This window comes from Kitasatospora sp. NPDC096077, assembly GCF_040303245.1.
Taxonomy (GTDB): domain Bacteria; phylum Actinomycetota; class Actinomycetes; order Streptomycetales; family Streptomycetaceae; genus Kitasatospora.
The window spans coordinates 164,666-185,140 of record NZ_JBEOSV010000001.1; the positions used below are offsets into that span (position 1 = coordinate 164,666).

Below are 20,475 nucleotides of genomic sequence, written 5' to 3' on the forward strand. Positions count from 1 at the left end.
CGGCTACGAAGGAAGAGACCTTGAACGACGGCAGGATGCGCTACCTCCTGGAGCGGGTGACCGCCGAACTGCACGAGACCCGCCGCGAGTTGCGCGAGGCGAAGGACCGCGACAGCGAGCCGGTGGCGATCGTCGGCATGGCCTGCCACTTCCCCGGCGGCGTGGACTCCCCGGAGGACCTGTGGCGGCTGGTCGCCGAGGGCGGCGACGCGGTCGGCGACTTCCCCACCGACCGGGGCTGGGACCTCGACACGCTGTTCGACCCCGACCCGGACCACCCCCGGACCTCGTCCACCGGCAACGGCGCCTTCCTCGCCGCGCCCGGCGGGTTCGACGCCGACTTCTTCGGCATCTCGCCCCGCGAGGCGCTGGCCAGCGACCCGCAGCACCGGCTGCTGCTGGAGACCGCCTGGGAGGCCTTCGAGCGGGCCGGGATCAAGCCGGGCGACCTGCGCGGCTCCGCCACCGGGGTGTTCGTCGGCACCAACGGCAACGACTACCCGCCGCCGCCCGGCACCGCGCCCGAGGAGCTGGAGGGCTACCTCGCGGTCGGCAACGCGGCGAGCGTCGCCTCCGGCCGGATCTCGTACAGCCTGGGCCTGGAGGGCCCGGCGGTCACCGTGGACACCGCCTGCTCGGCCTCCTCGGTGGCACTGCACCTGGCGGTGCGCTCGCTGCGCTCGGGCGAGTGCGACCTCGCGCTCGCCGGCGGGGTCACGGTGATGACCACACCGCAGATCTTCGTCGAGTTCTCCCGGCAGCACGGCCTCTCCGCCGACGGCCGCTGCAAGGCCTTCGCCGCCGCCGCGGACGGCACCGGCTGGTCGGAGGGCGTGGCGCTGCTGCTGGTCGAGCGGCTCTCGGACGCCCGGCGCAACGGGCACCGGGTGCTGGCCGTGGTGCGCGGCACCGCCGTCAACCAGGACGGCGCCTCGCACGGGCTGACCGCGCCCAACGGCCCCGCCCAGCAGCGGGTCATCCGGGCGGCGCTCGCCGACGCGGGGGTCGCCGCCGACCAGGTCGACGCGGTCGAGGCGCACGGCACCGGCACCCGGCTCGGCGACCCGATCGAGGCCCAGGCCCTGCTCGACACCTACGGCCGGGACCGGGCGGCGGACCGGCCGCTGTGGCTGGGCTCGGTCAAGTCCAACCTGGCGCACACCCAGGCCGCGGCCGGCGCGGCCGGGGTGATCAAGATGGTGCAGGCGCTGCGCAACCAGGTGCTGCCGCGCACCCTGCACGTGGACGAGCCGTCCCCGCACGTGGACTGGGCGTCGGGCGCGGTCCGGCTGCTCACCGAGGACCGGCCGTGGCCGCGTACCGACACGCCCCGGCGGGCCGGGGTGTCGGCGTTCGGGGTCAGCGGCACCAACACCCACGTGATCCTGGAGGAGGCGCCGCCCGAGCCGGAACCGGAGGCCTCGCAGGCGCCGTCCGAGCCGGAGCCGGAAGCGTCCGAGGCCCCGGCGGGCCCGCTGGCCTGGACGCTCTCCGCCCGCACCGACGAGGCGCTGCGGGAGCAGGCCGCCCGGCTGGCCGCGCTGGTCCGGGACGGGCACGACGGCGCCGCCGGGCCCAGCGCGATCGGGCCCACCGCGATCGAGCTCGCCGCGATCGGGCACGCCCTGGTCGCCGAGCGCACCGCCTTCGAGGAGCGCGCCGTCCTGGTCGGCCGGGACGCCCCCGAGCTGCTCGCCGCCCTGGTCGCGCTGGCCGCCGGCGAGTCGAACCCGGCGGTGCTGCGCGGCCGGGCCGGCACCGACCGCAAGGTGGTCCTGGTGTTCCCCGGTCAGGGCGCCCAGTGGCTCGGCATGGCCGCCGAACTCCTCGACACCGCACCGGTGTTCGCCGAACGGATCGCCGCCTGCGGGAAGGCGCTGGCGGAGTTCGCCGACTGGTCGCTGGAGGACGTGCTGCGCGGCCGGGACGGCGCGCCCGGCTACGACCGGGTCGACGTGGTGCAGCCCGCGCTGTGGGCGGTGATGGTGTCGCTGGCCGCGCTGTGGGAGTCCTACGGGGTGCGGCCGGACGCCGTGGTGGGCCACAGCCAGGGCGAGATCGCCGCCGCGTACGTGGCCGGGGCGCTGACCCTGGAGGACGCCGCGCGGGTGGTGGCGCTGCGCAGCCGGGCGATCGTGGCGCTGGCCGGTACCGGCGGGATGGCCTCGGTGCCGCTGCCGCCCGCCCGGGCCGAGGAGCTGATCGCGCCGTGGGGCGACCGGCTGTCCGTCGCGGTGGTGAACGGTCCGGCGGCGGTGGTCGTCGCGGGCGAGCCGGCCGCACTGGACGAACTGGTCGCGCTCGGCGAGCGGGAGGAGCTGCGGATCCGCCGGGTACCCGTCGACTACGCCTCGCACTCCCCGCAGGTCGAGCGGATCCGCGCGCAGCTGGCCACCGCCCTGGCCCCGGTCGCCCCGCGCACCGGGCACACCCCGCTGCTGTCCACCGTCACCGGCGACTGGCTGGACACCGAGCGGATGGACGGCGACTACTGGTACACCAACCTGCGGCGGACCGTCCGCTTCGAGGAGGCCGTCCGGCGGCTGCTGGACAGCGGCCACGGGGTGTTCGTCGAGGCCAGTCCGCACCCGGTGCTGACCGCCGCCGTCCAGGCCACCGCCGAGGACGCCGGGCACCCGGAGGTGTCCGCCACCGGCTCGCTGCGCCGGGACGAGGGCGGGCCGGCCCGCTTCCTGGCCTCGGTCGGGCAGCTCGCGGTCGCCGGGGTGCCGGTCGACTGGACGCCCGCGCTCGGCCCGCGCCCCGCCGCCCGGGTCGACCTGCCGACCTACCCGTTCCAGCGCCGCCGCTACTGGCTGGAGCGGCGCACCGACCACGGCGGCGACCCGCTCACCCTGGGCCTGCGCGCCGCCGGACACCCGCTGCTCGGCGCCGTACTGCAGCCCGCCGAGGGCGGCGGGGCGACCCTCACCGGGCGGCTGTCCACGGCCACCCACCCGTGGCTCGCCGACCACGCGGTGCTCGGCCGGACCGTCGTCCCGGGCACCGCCCTGGTCGAACTCGCCGTCCGCGCCGGGGACGAGCTGGGCCTGCCGGTGCTCGACGAACTGGTGCTGGAGGCGCCGTTGGTGCTGCCCGCGGGGCAGGCCGTCGAGCTCCAGGTGACGGTGGGCGCCCCGGACGCCGCCGGGCGGCGGCCGGTGGCCGTGCACGCCCGGGTCCAGCGGCAGCGGGCCGGGGCGGGCGACTGGCAGCGGCACGCGCACGGCGTGCTCGCCGCCGAGGAGCTCCCCGAGCAGAGTTCCGCCTGGTCGACGGCGGAGGACGCCTGGCCTCCGGCCGGGGCCGTCGCCGTCCCGCTGGACGGCCGCTATCAGCGGCTGGCCGACGGCGGACGGGCCTACGGGCCGTCCTTCCAGGGCCTGCGCGCGGCCTGGCGGCTCGGGCCCGAGCTGTACGCGGAGATCGCCCTGGCGGCGGACGAGCAGGCCGACGCGGCCCGCTACGGCCTGCACCCGGCGCTGCTCGACGCCGCGTTCCACCTCGCCGAACCGGCCGCCGACGCCCCGGAGGAGCAGGGCGTTCCGCTGCCCTTCGCCTGGGCCGGGGTCCGGCTGCACGCGAGCGGCGCCACCGCGCTGCGGGTGCGGCTGCGGCCCGGCCCGGGCGACGCGGTGGTCCTGGACGCCACCGACCCGGCCGGCGCGCCCGTCCTCACGGTCGGCTCGCTGGTCTCCCGCCCGGTCCGCCCCGACCAGCTGGCCGGCCCGGTGTCCGGGCTGCCGCTGCACGTCGCCGGGTGGAGCGAACTCCCGCCCGCCGAGGGCGGATCGGAGGACTGGGCCGTGCTCGGCCCGAACCGGATCGACCTCGGCCGGGAGCTTCCGGGGTATCCGGACGTCGCCGCCGTGGCCGAGGCGCGGGCCGCGACCTTCTGGCTGCCCGTCCCGGCCGACGGCACCGTCCCGGCCGATCGCACCACCCCGGTGCCGGAGCGCGCCCGGGAGCTGCTGCACGCCGTCCTGGCCACCGTCCAGGACTGGCTGACCCGGCCCGAGCCGGCGGACCGTCGGCTGGTGGTGGTCACCTCCGGGGCGGTGTCCGTCGCCGGGGAGTCCGTCGACCTCGCCGCCGCGCCGGTCTGGGGCCTGCTGCGCTCCGCCCAGGCCGAGCACCCCGACCGGCTGCTGCTGGTCGACCTGGACGGCAGCGCCGAGTCCCGGCGCGCCCTGCCCGGGGCGCTGGCCGCCGCGACCGCCGCCGGGGAGACCCAGGTGGCGCTGCGCCTCGGCACCGCCTCCGTCCCCCGGCTGACCGTCCGACCCGCCGCCCCCGACGACCCCTCCGACCCCGGCACCCCGGCGCGCCCGCTGCTCGACCCCGACGGCACCGTGCTGGTGACCGGCGGCCTGGGCCTGCTCGGCCGGCTGGTGACCCGTCGGCTGGTCGTCGAGCACGGCGCCCGGCACCTGGTGCTGGCGGCCCGGCGCGGGCCGGACACCCCCGGCGCCGCCGCGTTCCTGGCCGAGCTGGCCGACCTCGGGGCGCGGGCCGTCGCCGTGGCCGCCGACGCGGCCGACCGGGAGGCGGTGCGCGACCTGCTGGCCCGGATCCCCGCCGAACGGCCGCTGACCGCCGTGGTGCACGCCGCCGGCGCGCTGGACGACGGCCTGCTGACGGCGCTGGACCCGGCCCGGCTGGACACCGTGCTGCGCCCCAAGCTCGACGCCGCCTGGCACCTCCACGAGCTGACGAAGGACGCCGGACCGTCGGCCTTCCTGCTGTTCTCCTCCGCCGCCGGCGTGCTCGGCGTCCAGGGGCAGGCCAACTACGCGGCCGCCAACGCCTTCCTGGACGCCCTCGCCGCCCACCGGCGCGCCGCCGGGCTGCCCGCCGTCTCCCTGGCCTGGGGCCTGTGGGCGGACGGCAGCGACCTGACCGGCCACCTGGGCGCCGCCGACCTGGCCCGGCTCGCCCGGCAGGGCGTGCGGCCGCTGACGACGGACGAGGGGCTCGCGCTGTTCGACGCCGCCGTCCGCGCCGACCACCCGCTCCCGGTGCCGCTGGCGCTGCGGACGGACGCCGATCCGACCCTGGTGCCGCCGGTGCTGCGCGAGGTGCTGGCCCGGCCCCGGCCCGCCCGCCGCAGCGCCGCCGCCGGCCCGGACACGGCCGACCGGAGCGGCCTCGCGGCCCGACTGCACGGCCTGGACGCCCGGCAGCGGCAGGAGGCGCTGCTCGCCCTGGTCCGCCGGGAGGCCGCCGTGGTGCTCGGGCGCACCGAACCGGACGGGGTGGCCGCCGACCGGGCGTTCAAGGACCTCGGCTTCGACTCGCTGACCGCCGTCGAGCTGCGCAACCGCCTGGCCGCCGCCACCGAGCTGCGGCTGCCCGCCACCCTGGTCTTCGACCACCCCAGCGCGCAGGCGCTGGCCGCCCACCTGGACTCCCGGCTGCCGGGCGGGCGGGCGGAGTCCGCCGAGGCCCCGGTCCGCGCGTCCGGCCGGCCGGACGACCACGACCCGGTCGTCATCGTCGCGATGAGCTGCCGCTTCCCCGGCGGGGTGAGCACCCCCGAACAGCTCTGGGAGCTGGTCGACTCCGGGCGGGACGCGATCACCCCCTGGCCCACCGACCGCGGCTGGGACAACGAGTCGCTGTACGACCCCGACCCGGACCGCCCCGGCCACACCTACACCCAGCACGGCGGATTCCTGCACGACGCCGCCGACTTCGACGCCGCCTTCTTCGGCATCTCCCCGCGCGAGGCACTGGCCACCGACCCCCAGCAGCGGCTGCTGCTGGAGACCGCGTGGGAGGCCTTCGAGCGGGCCGGCGTCGACCCGGGCACCCTGCGGGGCAGCCGGACGGCGGTCTACACCGGCGTGATGTACAACGACTACGCGGGCCGACTGCGGGAACTGCCCGAGGAGTTGGAGGGCTACCTGCACAACGGCAGCGCCGCCAGCGTGGCCTCGGGGCGGATCTCCTACGCCTTCGGCTTCGAGGGCCCGGCCGTCACGGTGGACACCGCCTGCTCCTCCTCGCTGGTCGCCCTGCACCTGGCCGCCCAGGCGCTGCGCTCCGGCGAGGCCGACCTGGCGCTGGCCGGCGGGGTGGCCGTGATGGCCTCGCCCGCCGGGATGGTGGCCACCTCGCGGCACCGCGCCTTCGCGCCGGACGGCCGGGTGAAGGCCTTCGCCGCCGCGGCCGACGGGACCAGCTGGGCGGAGGGCGTCGGCCTGCTGCTGCTCGAACGGCTCTCCGACGCCCGCCGGGCCGGACATCCGGTGCTGGCCGTGGTGCGCGGCAGCGCCGTCAACCAGGACGGCGCCTCCAACGGCCTCACCGCCCCCAACGGGCCCGCCCAACAGCGGGTGCTGCGGCAGGCGTTGGCCGCCGCCGGGCTCACCCCGCAGGAGGTGGACACGGTCGAGGCACACGGCACCGGCACCCGGCTCGGCGACCCGATCGAGGCCCAGGCCCTGCTGGCCGTCTACGGTCCGGACCGGGCGCCCGAACGGCCGCTCTGGCTGGGCTCGTTGAAGTCCAATCTGGGCCACACCCAGGCCGCGGCGGGTGTCGCCGGGCTGATCAAGATGGTCGGCGCGCTGCACCACGGCCGGCTGCCCGCCACCCTGAACATCGACCAGCCCGCCCCCGAGGTGGACTGGAGTGCGGGCGGGGTAAAGCTTCTGACGGAGCATCAGGACTGGCCGGAGGCCGACGGCCGACCGCGCCGCGCGGGGATCTCGGCCTTCGGGGTGAGCGGCACCAACGCCCATGTGATCATCGAGCAGCCGCCGGTCCCGGAGCAGCCGCCCGCCCCGCCGGGCGACACCTCGGCCAGGCCGCTGCCCTGGGTGCTCTCCGCCCGGACGGCCGGCGCGCTCGCCGCCCAGGCCGTCCGGCTGGCCGAGCACCTGGCCGAGTCCACCGAGGCACCCGCCGACCTGGCGCACACCCTGCTGGCCGGGCGGGCCCGGTTCGAGCACCGCGCCGTGGTGGTCGCCGCCGAACCGGCCGCCGCCTCCGCCGCCCTGCGCGCCCTGGCGGCCGGCGAGCCCGCCGCCGAGCTGGTCCAGGGCCGGGCCGACGGCGCGCCCCGGACGGTGTTCGTGTTCCCCGGCCACGGCTCCCAGTGGGCCGGGATGGCCCGTGAACTGCTGGACACCGAACCGGTGTTCGCCGAGCGGATCGCGGAGTGCACCCGGGCCATCGCCCCGCACCTGGACTTCGACCTGACCGACGTGCTCCGCCGGCGCGACGGCGCGGCCTCGCTGGACCGGGTCGAGGTCGCCCAACCCGCCCTGTGGGCCGTCCTGGTGGCGCTCGCCGCGCTCTGGGAGTCGTCCGGGGTGCGCCCGGACGCCGTGGTCGGACACAGTCAGGGCGAGGTCGCCGCGGCCACCGTCGCCGGGGCGCTCAGCCTGGACGACGCGGCGCTGATCGTCGCCGCCCGCAGCCGGATCCTGGCCACCCTGGTCGGCCAGGGCTCGATGGCCTCCGTCGCGCTGCCGCTCGCCGAGGCCGAACGGCGGCTCGCCGCCTGGCCGGAGCGCCTCGCGGTGGCCACCGTCAACGGGCCGCGGGCGGTGGTGGTGGCCGGCGAGGAGGACGCCCTGGACGAACTGGTCGCCGCCTGCACCGCCGAGGGCGTCCGGGCCAAACGGCTGCGGGCCGCCACCCTGGCCGGGCACTCCCCGGTGATCGACCAGGTGGCGGACGAGCTGCTGGCCGTCCTGGCGCCGGTCCGGCCGGGCGCCGCGCGGCTGCCGATCTGGTCCACCGTCACCGCCGGGCCGGTCACCGGCACCGAACTGGACGCCGACTACTGGTACCGCAACCTGCGGCACACCGTCCGCTTCGCCCCGGTCGTCCAGCGCCTCGCCGAACCGGGCCGCACCCTGTTCATCGAGGTCAGCCCGCACCCCGTGCTGACCGGCGCGATCCAGGACACCCTGGACGCCGGCGGCCTGCCCGGCGCCGTCGTCGAGACCCTGCGCCGCGACCACGGCGGCCCGGACCGCTTCCTGCTCTCGGCGGGCGCCGCGCTCGTGGCGGGCGCGCCGGTCGACTTCGGCGGGGCGCTCGCCGACGCCCGGTCGGTGCCGACCGCCCTGCCCACCTACCCCTTCCAGCGCCGCCGCTACTGGCTGGACGTCGAACTCGGGCCGCTCACCACGGCGGTGGCGACCGGCCCGGTGGACGACGAGACACCGGACGGTGCGCCCGGCAGCCGGCTGACCGCCCGGCTGGCCGGACTCGCCCCGGACGCCCGCCGGGCCGACCTGCTCGACCTGGTCCGCCGCCAGGCCGCGGCGGCCCTGGGCCACCCCGACACCGAGGAGGTGCTCCCCGACCGGGCCTTCCGCGACCTCGGCTTCGAATCGCTGACCGCCGTCGACCTGCGCAACCGACTGGTCGCCGCGACGGGCCTGCGGCTGCCCGTGACGCTGGTCTTCGACCGGCCCACGCCCGCCGCGATCGCGGACCACCTGGACGAGCACCTGGTCCCGGCCGTCGCCGCCGGTTCCGGGCCTGCCGAACTGCCGGGCCTGCTCGACCGCTTGGAGCAGTCGCTGCCCGGCACCGAGGCCGACCGGCGCGAACTGGCCGCCCGGCTCTCCGCCCTGGCCGCCCTCCTCGACAACGCCCCGGACACCGACCCGGACAGCAGGCAGGACACCATCTCGGCCGCCGCCCCGGACACCTCGCTCGACACCGCGCTGGACCTGGAGACCGCCAGCGACGAGGAACTGTTCGCCGAACTCGACCGGGCCCGGCCCGGCGCGGGCACCGCCCCCACCGGAAGGAGTGGCCACGATGGCCGATGAGGAGAGGCTGCGGCAGTACCTGCGCCGGGCGCTCGCCGACGTGCGCGAGGCCCAACGGCGGCTGGACCAGGTCGAGTACCGGCGCGGCGAACCGGTCGCCGTGATCGGGATGGCCTGTCGGCTGCCCGGCGGCGCCGACTCCCCCGACCTGCTCTGGGAGCTGGTCACCGCCGGACGCGACGCCGTCACCGGCTGGCCGGAGGACCGCGGCTGGGACACCGACGCGCTGTACCACCCCGACCCGTCCGTCCCCGGCACCAGCTACGCCCGGCACGGCGGATTCCTGGCCGACGCCGCCGAGTTCGACGCCGCCTTCTTCGGCGTCTCCCCGCGCGAGGCGCTCGCCACCGACCCCCAGCAGCGGCTGCTGCTGGAGACCGCCTGGCACGCGTTGGAACACGCCCGGCTGGACCCGGACGGGCTGCGCGGCAGCCGGACCGCCGTGTTCGCCGGACTCACCGCGCAGGAGTACCACACCCGCCCCGGGGCGGCCCCGGCCGAACTCGAAGGCCACCTGGGCATCGGCAACCTGGCGAGCGTCGCCTCCGGCCGGATCGCCTACACCTTCGGCTTCGAGGGCCCGGCCGTCACCGTCGACACCGCCTGCTCCTCCTCGCTGGTCGCGCTGCACCTGGCCGTGCGCTCGCTGCGCTCCGGCGAGAGCGACCTCGCGCTCGCCGGCGGCGCCACCGTGATGTCCTCCCCGAGCGGCTTCGTCGAGTTCTCCCGCCAACGCGGACTCTCCCCCGACGGCCGCTGCCGCTCCTACGCGGCGGCCGCCGACGGCACCGGCTGGGCCGAGGGGGCGGGGCTGCTGGTGCTGGAACGGCTGTCCGACGCCCGGCGCCACGGACACCGGGTGCTGGCCGTCGTGCGAGGCACCGCCGTCAACCAGGACGGCGCCTCCAACGGCCTCACCGCCCCCAGCGGCCCCGCCCAGCAGCGGGTCATCCGGGCGGCGCTCGCCGACGCCCGGCTCGCCCCGCGGGAGGTGGACGCGGTCGAGGGCCACGGCACCGGCACCACCCTCGGCGACCCGATCGAGGCCCAGGCCCTCCAGGCCGTCTACGGCACCGGGCGCGACGCCGAACAGCCGCTCTGGCTGGGCTCGTTGAAGTCCAACCTGGGCCACACCGCGGCCGCGGCCGGCGTCGCGGGCGTGATCAAGATGGTCCAGGCGATCCGCCACCGCACCCTCCCGCGCACCCTGCACGTGGACCGGCCCACCCCGCACGTGGACTGGGCCGACGGCGGCGTGCGGCTCCTCACCGAGCCGCGCAGCTGGCCGGACACCGGACGTCCGCGCGCCGCCGGGATCTCCGCGTTCGGGGTGAGCGGGACGAACGCCCATGTGATCCTGGCCGAAGCCGAACCCGAAGCCGAACCCGAACCCGAGGCCGACGTCGAGCCCGAGGCCGACGTCGAGCCCGGGGAGGAGCCGGCGGACGCCACGGGCGACGGGCCCCGACCCGCCGCCCCGGGCGCCGAACCGCCCCCGCTCCCGTGGGTGCTCAGCGCGCGGAGCGAGGCGGCGTTGCGGGCCCGGGCCGGGCAGCTCGCCGAGGTCCTGCGCGGCGACGACCCGCCCCCGGCGGCCGACCTCGCCTGGTCCCTGGCCACCGGTACCCGGCACCCGTCGCGGGCCGTCCTGGTGGCCCGCGACCGTGCGGAGGCCGTCACCCGGCTGGAGGCCTTCGCGAGCAACCCCGGGCCGCTCACCCCCGCCGCCCCCGGCGGCCGGACGGCCTTCCTGTTCACCGGACAGGGCAGCCAGCGCCCGGGCATGGGAGCCGGGTTGTACCGGCGCCACCCGGAGTTCGCCCGGGCCTTCGACGCCGTCACCGCCGAACTCGACCGCCATCTGCCGTTCCCGATCGCCGAGGCCGTCCTCCGACCCGCGGATCCCGTGCGCCGGCCCGCCGACGCCGAACGGCTCACCCGCACCGAGTACGCCCAGCCCGCGCTGTTCGCCCTCCAGACGGCGCTGCTGCGCCTGCTGGACTCCTGGGGTGTGCGCCCGGACCTGGTGGTCGGCCACTCGGTCGGCGCGCTCACCGCCGCCCACGCCGCCGGGCTGCTCGAACTCCCGGACGCCGCCGCCCTGGTGGCCTCGCGCGGCCGGCTGATGCAGCAGCTGCCGCCCGGCGGGGCGATGGCCGCCCTGGAGGCCGAGGAGGGCGAGGTGCTCGCCGAACTCGCGCCCCACGGCGGCACGGTGGGCCTGGCCGCGGTCAACGGCCCGCGCGCGGTGGTGATCTCCGGCGAGGAGCCGCAGGTCGAGGCGGTCGCCGAGGCCTTCCGGGCACGCGGACGGCGGGCCACCCGGCTCCGGGTCAGCCACGCCTTCCACTCGCACCGGATGGACCCGGTCCTGGACGAGTTCCGCACCGTGGTGCAGGGGCTGACGTTCCACCGGCCGCACACCGCGTTCGTCTCCGACCTCACCGGCCGCCTCGCCGGCACCGCCGAGCCCGCCGCCCCGGACTACTGGGCCGAGCACGCCCGGCAGCCGGTGCGCTTCCTGGACGCGGTCCGGACCCTGCGGGCCGAGGGCGCCACCCGCTTCCTGGAACTCGGCCCCGACGGCGTCCTCACCGCCCTGGCCGGCGACGCCCTCGCCGCCGAGGAGCCGCGGCAGCGCCCCCGCCCGGCCACCCTGGCCGCCGCCCTGCGCCGGGACCAGCCGGAGCCGGAGGCCCTGCTGACGGCCGTCGGCCGCCTGCACGCCGCGGGCGCGCCGGTCGACTGGTCCGGCCCGTTCGGCCGACTGCCCGTCCAGCAGGTCGACCTGCCCGGCTACCCCTTCCAGCGCACCCGCTTCTGGCTCGACGGCTCCCCCACCCCTGCCCCCACCCTCCCCGGTCCCGGCACCCGGCCCGCCGACCCCCGGCCCGCCGACCCGGCCGACTGGACCGAGCGCCACGCCGAACTCCCCGCCCCCGAGCTGCTCGACGCCCTCCTCGCCCTCGTCCGCACCGAAGCCGCCGCCGTCCTCGGGCACGCCGCCCCGGACACCCTGACCGCCGACACGGCCTTCGTCGAGCACGGCTTCGACTCGCTCACCTCGGTGGAGCTCGGCGCCCGCCTCTCCGCCGCGACCGGGCTGCGGCTCTCCGGCGCGCTCACCATCCACCACCCCGACCCGCTCGCCCTCGCCGAGCACCTGCACCAGGAGCTCCGGGACCGCCGCACCACCCCCGCCGGCGGCCCGGCCGAGCCGCTGGCCGCCGTCTACCTGGACCTGTGCCGGGCCGGACGGATCCCGGCCGCCACCCAGGTCCTGATCTCGGCGTCCGAGCTGCGCACCCCCTTCCCCGCCGACGACCGCGCCGGGCACGCCGTCCCCCCGGTCGCGCTGGCCGAGGGCGGGGCACCGCTCGCCCTGGTCTGCTTCCCGGCGCTGACCGCGCTGTCCGGACCGCACGAGTACGCCCGGTTCGGCCAGGCCCTGGACGGACGGCGCACCGCGCACGCCGTCCCGGCCCCCGGCTACCGGCCCGGCAGCGCGCTGCCCGACTCGGTGGACGCCTTCGTCCGACTGCACGCCGACGCCGTCCAGGAGCTGTACGGGGAACGGGAGTTCGCCGTGCTGGGGCGTTCGCTCGGCGGGTGCGTGGCGCACGCCGTGACCGCCGAGCTGGAGCGGCGCGGGGTGCGACCGGCCGGACTGGTGCTGGTCGACGCCTATCCGATGGACACCGCCACGCTGCCCGGCATGGAGTGGTGGATGCCCGCGATGGTCGACGGGATGCTGGAGCGGCTCGGCACCCAGGACCTCACCCTGACCGACACCGGGCTCACCGCGATGGGCGCCTACCTGCGCACCTTCGGCTCCTGGCAGCCCGAACCGATCGCCACCCGCACCCTGCTGCTGCGCGCCGAGCAGCCGCTGCCCGGCACCGGGGACCGCCCCGGCGGCCCGGACTGGCGCGCCTTCTGGCGGCTGCCGCACGAGAGCGCCGACATCCCCGGCGACCACTTCTCGGTGCTGGAGGACCACTCCGCCGGCACCGCCGACGCCGTCCACCGCTGGCTCGCCGAGCTGGAGCGATGACCGGTCCCACCACCGACGCCCCCCAACGACACCCCGACGACACCACCGACAGACCCACGAGGAGAAACCCGATGACCCGACCGTTCCGCTTCGGCCTCGGCAAGCTGGCCGTCCCCGACGACGCCGAGCAGTGGCAGAGCCTCTCCAAGGAGGTCGAGTCGCAGGGCTACGACGTCCTGCTGGTCCCCGACCACCTGGGCCGGACCGCGCCCTTCCCCCCGCTGGTCGCCACGGCCGCGGCGACCGGCCTGCGGGTCGGCACCCTGGTGCTCAACTCCGGCTTCTACCACCCGCCGCTGCTCGCCCGGGACATCGCCACCGTCGACCGGCTGACCGGCGGCCGGATCGAGGTCGGGCTCGGCACCGGCTATGTGCACGCCGAGTTCCAGGCGCTCGGTCTCGACCCGGGCACCCCCAAGGACCGGGTGGACGCGCTGGAGCGCACCGTGCTGGAGCTGCGCCGGCTGCTCGGGGACCCGGAGCACGTCCCGGCGGCCGTGCAGGACCCGGTGCCGCTGCTGATCGCGGGCAACGGCAACCGGGTGCTGCGGCTGGCCGCCCGGCACGGCGACATCGTGGGCTTCATCGGGATGCGCTACGACCCGACCGCGTTCGGCGGGCTGCGGCTCATCCCGCGCGCCGAACTCGCCGAGCGGGTCGCCTACTTCGACCGGGTGGTGGGCGAGCGGGCGGCGCAGGTGGAGAAGAACCTGCTGCTCCAGGCGGTGATCGTGACCGAGGACCGGGACGCCGCGATCCGGCACGTGGCGGCCACCCAGCTGCCGGTGCCGCTGACCGAGCTGGAGCAGACGCCGCTGCTGCTGATCGGCACCGTCCAGCAGATCATCGACCAGGTGAAGGAGCTGCGGGACAGCTTCGGCTTCTCCTACTTCACGGTGATGGACGCCCACCAGGAGGCGTTCGCGCCGGTGGTCGAAGCGCTGGCCGGTACCTGATGACCGGCGCGACAACCTGGGTTGTCACCCGGCCCGGCGGGCGGCCGCCCCACCCGGGCGACAACCTAGGTTGTCGCCAGCCCCTCGACGGAGGCGTCCTCGCCGCGCGGCCACCGCTTGCGGGCGGCCTGCCGGCTGATCCCCAGCAGCTGGCCGACCTCGCCGAAGGACGCCCCGGCCGCCAGCGCCTCCCGGGCCAGCCGGTCCACCTCCTCGGCCGCCGCCAGCCGGGCCGACTCGGCGGCGGCCAGCCCGGCCAGCGCCGCCGCCGGGCCACCGCCGCCGTCGCCGCCGACGCCGTCCGCCGGCCGCTCGACCCCGGCACCCACCCCGACCGCCCCGGCCACGCCCGTCGCGCCCGCCGCCCCGCCGTCCAACAGCGGCCGCAGGCAAGGCCCGAGCAGCTCGACCAGCCGCCCGGCCGGCGCCCGGTCGACCTCGGGCACCCGCAGCAGGTAGCGGGTGACCAGCAGCCCGAGCACCACCGAGCCCACCAGGGTCGCCCGCAGCTCCACGTCGTCACCGGTCAGCGCGTCCGCCACCGGGCTGTTGCCCGGGTCGGCGACCGCGCAGCGCACCGCCTCGGCGGCCTGCGGGTGGGTGAGCATCGAGCGCAGCACCGGCATGCTGCGGTCCGGCCGGCCGTCGATGTCGGCCAGCGCGTGCGCGAGCAGCCGCTCGCCGAGCCGGTCGGCGGGGCCGCCGAGGGCGCCGCCGAAGCTGAGGGCGATCTCCGAGACCGCGTCGAACAGCTGCTCCTTGGAGCCGAAGTGCTTCATCACCAGTGCCGGGTCCACCCCGGCCCGGTGGGCCACCGCGCGCACCGTGGTCTGCTCGTAGCCGAGTTCGGAGAACAGCTCCCGGGCCGCCGCCAGGATGGCCTGCCGGCTGCGGCTGCGCCGCTCGCCGCGCCCGGTGGGCGCCGCCTCCGCCGCGCCCTCCGCCTCGGCCGCGACCCCGGCACCACCACTGCGGGACCCTGCCATGCCGCCTCCTCGCCTCGTCACACCGCGACACATTCGTTCAACACTTGTTGACCCAATCAGGACGTCTCCCTACCATGAAGCAGTCTACAAGCGTCGACCGCGCTCGTTCCCTCGACGCTGCCCTGCCCTACGCTCAAGGAGCCGGCCATGACGACCCACGACCAGCCATCGGTGGCCGAACCGCCCACCCCGGCCGACCGTCCGACAACACCCGCCCCCGGCCGGGCCGGCCCGCTGGCCCTCGCGGTGATCGTCACCTGCCAGCTGATGGTGGCCGTCGACGGCAACATCGTGAACATCGCGCTGCCCCGCATCCAGTCTGGGCTGCACTTCTCCCCGGACGGCCTGGCCTGGGTGTTCAGCGCCTACTCGCTGGCCTTCGGCGGGCTGCTGCTGCTCGGCGGACGGGCCAGCGACATCCTCGGCCGGCGCCGGATGTTCATCTGGGGCCTGCTGCTGGTGGTCGCCGCCTCGCTGCTCGGCGGGCTCGCCCCCAACTCCGCGCTGCTGATCGCGGCCCGCGCCGCCCAGGGCGTCGGCTTCGCCTTCGCCGCGCCCGCCGCGCTCTCCCTGATCGCCGTCACCTTCAAGGAGGGCCCGGAACGCAGCCGGGCGCTCGGGGTGTTCTCCACCGTCGCCGGGCTCGGCATCACCATCGGGCTGATCCTGGGCGGCCTGCTCACCACGCTCTCCTGGCGGCTGGTGTTCTTCGTCAACGTGCCGATCGGCCTGGCCGCCGTCGTCCTGGCCACCCGTCAGCTCGCGGAGACCGAGAAGCACCCGGCCCGCCCCGACGTGGTCGGCGCCCTCACCTCCACCGCCGGCATGACCGCCCTGGTCTACGGACTGATCAACGCCTCGTCGGCGGGCTGGAGTTCGGCCACCACGGTGGCCGCCCTGGTGCTCGGGGTGCTGCTGCTCGGCGCGTTCGTGGTCACCGAGACCAAGGTCCGCCAGCCGCTGATCTCGCTGCGCCTGCTGGCCCAGCGCGCCCGCTCCGGCGCGTACGGGATCTTCCTGCTGCTGTTCGCCGCGATGGGCGGCACCTACTTCCTGCTCTCGCTGTACGTCCAGGACGGCCTGGGCCTGTCCCCGCTGACCGCCGGGCTCGCCTTCCTGCCGATGGCCCTGGCCCAGTTCGCCACCGCACGCAGCGCCGCCAAGCTGATCCCCAGGTACGGCGCCAAGACGCTGATCGTCACCGGCGCGGCGCTGATGCTCGCCGACAGCCTGTGGCTCGCCGCCACCGGCCCGCACAGCGACTACCTGACCGGCCTGTTCGGCCCGCTGGTGCTGCTCGGCGCCGGGCTCGGCCTGGGCTTCGTCCCGCTCAACATGACCATCCTGGCCGGTCTGGCGCCCAAGGAGACCGGCGCGGCCTCCGGGCTGCTGCAGGCCGTCCAGCAGATCGGCCTCTCGCTCGGCGTCGCCGTGCTCGCCACCCTCTACGGCGGCTCGCTGCACGGCGCCCAGCACCCCGACCGGGCCCAGCTCGCCGACGGCCTGTCCACCGCGGTGGTCGCCGCGGCCGCCTTCAGCGGCGTCGCCGTCCTGATCGCCCTGCTCGTCATCACCCGCCCCAAGGCCAAGGCCTGACGGACCGCGGGTCCGAGAACCACACCCCCCGGAAAGGCACGTCCCCGTGAGCACACCGCACCACCTGCACCTCGCCGCCGCCCTCGACGGCGCCGGCTGGCACCCGGCCGCCCGCCACCAGCCGGAGGCCGACCCCCGGCCGTTCACCCTCGACCACTGGGCCGCCCAGGCCCGCCAGGCGGAGGTCGGGCTGCTCGACTTCGTCACCGTCGAGGACCCGCTGTCCCGCGCCCCCGGCCCCGGCGAGGAGCTGGACCGCCGGCTCGGCCACACCCTGCACCGCCTGGACGCGCTCACCCTGGCCGGCGCCCTGGCCGCCCGCACCCGGCACCTCGGCATCATCCCCACCGTCGTGGTCAACTCCGGCCAACCCGCCCCGATCGCCAAGGCGGTGGCCACCCTGGACCACCTCAGCGCCGGCCGCGCCGGGCTGCGCACCCAGCTCAGCCCGACCAGGCCGATCCCGCTGGAGACGCTGTTCCTGCCCGAGGTGCAGGCGCAGATCCAGCAGAGCTTCGACCGGGCCGCCGAGCTGGTCCGGGTGGTCCGGGCGCTGTGGGACGGCACCACCGACGAGCAGGCCCTGCGCGCGCTGGCCCCCGGCCGCTTCGCCGCCGACGGCGACGGGGGCTCCGACGGCGACGGGGGCGACGCGGGCGAGTGGCCGCTGCTCCCCGACCCGTCCAGCGCCCCGCGCCCGCCGCAGGGCCACCCGGTGGTGTTCACCCTCGCCCACATCAGCGTCCCCTGGCGGTACGGCGCCCAGGTCACCGACGTGGTCTCGATCACCCCGCACGGCGTCGACGACGTCCGCACCGCCGTCACCGAGATCCGCGCCGAGCAGCAGGCGGTCGGCCGGGCCGGGCGGACCGTGCACGTCTTCGCCGACGTCCTGGTCCACCTGGACGCCGAGCCGGGCGCCGCCAAGGCCCGCCGGGACCGGCTGGACGCCACCCTGGGCACCGAGCACACCTCGGACGCGCCGATCTTCGCCGGCACCCCCGCCGAACTCGCCGACCTGCTCCAGGAGTGGCAGCAGGCCGGGCTCACCGGCTACCGGCTCCGCCCGGCCACCACCGCGCACGACCTCCCGGCGATCGCCACCGGCCTGGTACCCGAACTCCAGCGGCGCGGCGCCTACCGCACCGACTACGCCGAGGAGACGCTGCGCGAGCGGCTGGATCTGGGCACCGCGCCCTGAGCCGCGGTCGGACGGGTCACGGCACGCCGCCCCGTGCCGTGCCGCTCCACGGACAGCCGGTCCGCGGCGGGCCGCTCCGAGGACAGCCGGTCCGCAGCAGGCCGGCCCGAGCCCGGCGGCAGCGAACGCGCCAGCTCGGAGCGGCCCTTGACCCGCAGCTTGCGGTAGGTGTGGGTGAGGTGCTGCTCCACCGTGCTGACCGTGATGAACAGCTGCTCGGCGATCGCCCGGTTGGAGTGCCCGGCCGCCGCCAGCTCCGCGACCCGGCGCTCCGAGGCGCTCAGCCCCGAGTCGTCCTCCTCCTCGGCCGACCCCTTCAGCCGGGCGAGCAGCGGCCCGAGGCCCAGCTCCTCGGCGCCCTCCCGGGCCCGTCGCAGCGCCTCCCGACCGGCCTGGCGGCGGCCCGCCGCGAGCTGGGCCTCGGCCAACTCCGCGAGCGCCCAGGACAGTTCCAGCCGGTCGCCGGCCTCGTCCAGCAACTCGACGGCCTGCTGGAGCAGTTCGACCCGGTGGTCCGGCTCGCAGGCGGCCAGCGCCCGCAGCGACAGCCCCCGGGTGCGCGGCCGCTGGGCCGCCGGGTGCGCCGCCTGGGCCAGCGCCAGCCGACGGGCCTGCTCCGGGCGGCGCAGCGCCAGCAGGGCCCGGGCCGCGTCGGCGCGCCAGGGCACGAAGGAGGGCACGTCCAGCCCCCATTCCTCCAGCAGCCGTCCGCAGCGGGTGAAGTCCTCCAGCGCCGCGTCCGCCGCGCCGGCCGCCAGCCGGTGCCGGCCGCGAGCGTGCAGGAACTGGGCCCCGTAGCGGGTGCGGGTGAGCCGCTCCGGCAGCGTGGGCAGTCCGGGCTCCGCCTCGGGGGTCGGGCCGAGTGCGGCGGAGGCCAGCAGCAGCGCCGCCAGCGGCGCGCCCAGCCAGACGCCCCAGCCGCCGGAGGGCAGCAGGGCCAGTGCCTGCCGGGCGTGCCGGGCGGCCTCGGCCACCTGGCCGAGCCGCAGGGCGATCTCCGCCATGGTGGCGGTCAGCAGCGCCTGCCAGACCGGGATCCGGCGCCCGGCGGTGTCCCGGAGCAGGTTCGCGCACCAGGGCGCCGCGAGGTCCGCCCGGTCCGCGTACAGCAGCACGTACAGCGCGGACTGCAGCGCACCGTAGGCGGCATCCTCCAACGGCGTGGTGCGCAGCACCAGTTCGGCGGTGCGGATGTCCTCCGGGGTGCCGCCGGTGCGCAGCACCCGGGGCAGGGCCAGCAGGGAGCGCTGCTGGGGTTCCCCGGCGGGCAGGCCGGGCGGCGGTGCGGGGTGGCCGGGCGGCACCAGGTGCGGGGCGATCGAGCGGACCTGCTCCAGCGCCCGGGTGAGCTCGTCGCGCAGCGGGCCGGCGGCCGGGTCGAGGCCGGTGAGGGTGCGGGTGATCTCGGCCTCGGTACCGTGCCAGTTGAGCATCCGCAGCAGTCCGATCCGTTCGCCGTCCGCCAGGTCGTCCAGCCGGTCGGTGAGCGGGCGGACCAGCCGGTAGGCGGCCTGCGGGTCGGTGCGGAAGCGGACGATGCCGCGCAGCAGGGCGGTCTCGGTGTCACCGGCCGTGCCGGCCAGGGCCAGGCAGGATTCGGCGAAGGCGTCGTCGTCGCGGCGCAGCGCCGCCCGGGCGGCGTCCAGCAGCACCGGCCGGGCCCACGGTTCGGTGGCGTCGCGGGCGGCCAGCAGGTGGGCGGCGACGGACTCCGGCGTGCCGCCGCTCTCGTACACCAGGCGGGCGGCGCGCAGCTGGCGGGCCGCCCGGTCCGGTTGCGGCAGCCCGTCCAGGACGGCCCGGGCGACGGCCGGGCCGCGCAGTCGGCCGTCGACGACCAGGCCGCCCGCGGTCAGGGCGGTCAGCACGTCCCGGGCGGGGCCGCCGAGGAGCTGGGGCAGCAGGTCGGTGGAGCCGGACTCGGCCAGCACCGCGAGGGCCCGGGCCGGTTCGGCGGCCGCGGCGCCGGCCCGGTGCAGGCAGGCCCGTACGGCCAGGGCGAAGGCGGGGCCGGGCACCGGTTCGACGGCCGGGCCGGCGCCCGCGCAGTCCTCGGCGAGGGCGCGCAGCAGCAGCGGGTTGCCGCCGGTGAGCCGGTACCAGACGGCGAGTCGGGCCGGGGGTGCGCCGAGCAGTGCGGTGAGCAGTCGCCCGGCGCCGTGTTCGCTGAGCCGGTCGACCCGCAGCCGGGTGAGGTGCGGCAGGCGCAGCAGGGCGGTCCACCAGTCGCGGTCGGTGCCGGAGTCGGTGGGCGGGTCGGGTTCGGTGACGACGAGCAGCACGGGGGCGGTCGGGGACCGGGTGGCCAGGTGGATCAGGGTCTGCCGGGAGGCCGGGTCGGCGTGCTGGAGGTCGTCCACGGCCAGCACCAGCGGGGTGCGGGCGGCCAAGGTGTGCAGCAGCAGCCACAGGTCCTGGTCGACCTGGGAGGGGACCTGTCCGGTGCCCGGCGGGTCCTCCCGGCAGGGTTCGGCGGTGTCCGGCCCGCCGAGCAGGGCCAGGGCGGCGGTCCGGACGGCCGGGGGCAGGTCGGGCTGGCGCAGCAGTTGCTGCAGGACGCCGAAGCGCACGGTGCGCTCCGAGCAGCGGGCGGTCGCGGTGAGCACCAGCGCGCCGCGGGCCTCGGCGGCGGCCGTGAAGGCGCGCAGCAGCTCGGTCCGGCCGCAGGCGGCCGGGCCGGAGACGGCGAGCAGGCCGCCGCTGCCGTCCAGGCAGTCGTCCAACAGCCGTGCGAAGCGGTCCAGTTGTGTGTCGCGTTCGACAGGATTCACGTCGGCTCCCCGTTGCCTGGCCGGGGCGGGTCGGCTTCCGTCGCCCACCCCGGTGCTGTTCCGTTCCGTTCTGTTCCGCCGCTGCTCCGTCCGCCGGACCGCGCTGTCCGCCG

6 protein-coding genes and 1 pseudogene are annotated in these 20,475 nt (G+C 77.2%); 5 read left to right on the forward strand and 2 right to left on the reverse strand.

What is annotated here, in order from left to right:
* Positions 1-20: 20 nt before the first annotated feature.
* The 3 genes and pseudogenes from ABTZ03_RS00620 to ABTZ03_RS00630 form a co-directional block, all read left to right on the forward strand.
* Positions 21-8,462: pseudogene (locus ABTZ03_RS00620) on the forward strand (type I polyketide synthase); the annotation flags it as partial.
* Between the two features lie 316 nt (positions 8,463-8,778).
* The gene (locus ABTZ03_RS00625; RefSeq protein ID WP_502894358.1) at positions 8,779-12,852 is read left to right on the forward strand and encodes a type I polyketide synthase; all 4,074 of its coding nucleotides are present in this window, start codon (positions 8,779-8,781) and stop codon (positions 12,850-12,852) included.
* A gap of 71 nt (positions 12,853-12,923) precedes the next feature.
* The gene (locus tag ABTZ03_RS00630) at positions 12,924-13,808 is read left to right on the forward strand and encodes a TIGR03621 family F420-dependent LLM class oxidoreductase (RefSeq protein WP_350510637.1); all 885 of its coding nucleotides are present in this window, start codon (positions 12,924-12,926) and stop codon (positions 13,806-13,808) included.
* 65 nt (positions 13,809-13,873) lie between these two features.
* On the opposite strand, the gene ABTZ03_RS00635 is transcribed toward ABTZ03_RS00630, so the two are convergent.
* Entirely contained in the window at positions 13,874-14,794 is a 921-nt protein-coding gene (locus ABTZ03_RS00635; protein ID WP_350510638.1) for a TetR/AcrR family transcriptional regulator, read from the reverse strand.
* A gap of 147 nt (positions 14,795-14,941) precedes the next feature.
* On the opposite strand from ABTZ03_RS00635, the gene ABTZ03_RS00640 reads away from it, so the two are divergent.
* The gene (locus ABTZ03_RS00640) at positions 14,942-16,390 is read left to right on the forward strand and encodes an MFS transporter (RefSeq protein WP_350510639.1); all 1,449 of its coding nucleotides are present in this window, start codon (positions 14,942-14,944) and stop codon (positions 16,388-16,390) included.
* A 46-nt stretch (positions 16,391-16,436) separates the two neighbouring features.
* Entirely contained in the window at positions 16,437-17,591 is a 1,155-nt protein-coding gene (locus ABTZ03_RS00645; protein WP_350510640.1) for an LLM class flavin-dependent oxidoreductase, read from the forward strand.
* On the opposite strand, the gene ABTZ03_RS00650 is transcribed toward ABTZ03_RS00645, so the two are convergent.
* Positions 17,540-20,362 (reverse strand): AAA family ATPase, encoded by a 2,823-nt coding sequence (locus ABTZ03_RS00650; RefSeq protein ID WP_350510641.1) that lies wholly within the window; start codon positions 20,360-20,362, stop codon positions 17,540-17,542. The genes ABTZ03_RS00645 and ABTZ03_RS00650 overlap by 52 nt on opposite strands.
* Positions 20,363-20,475: the final 113 nt, after the last annotated feature.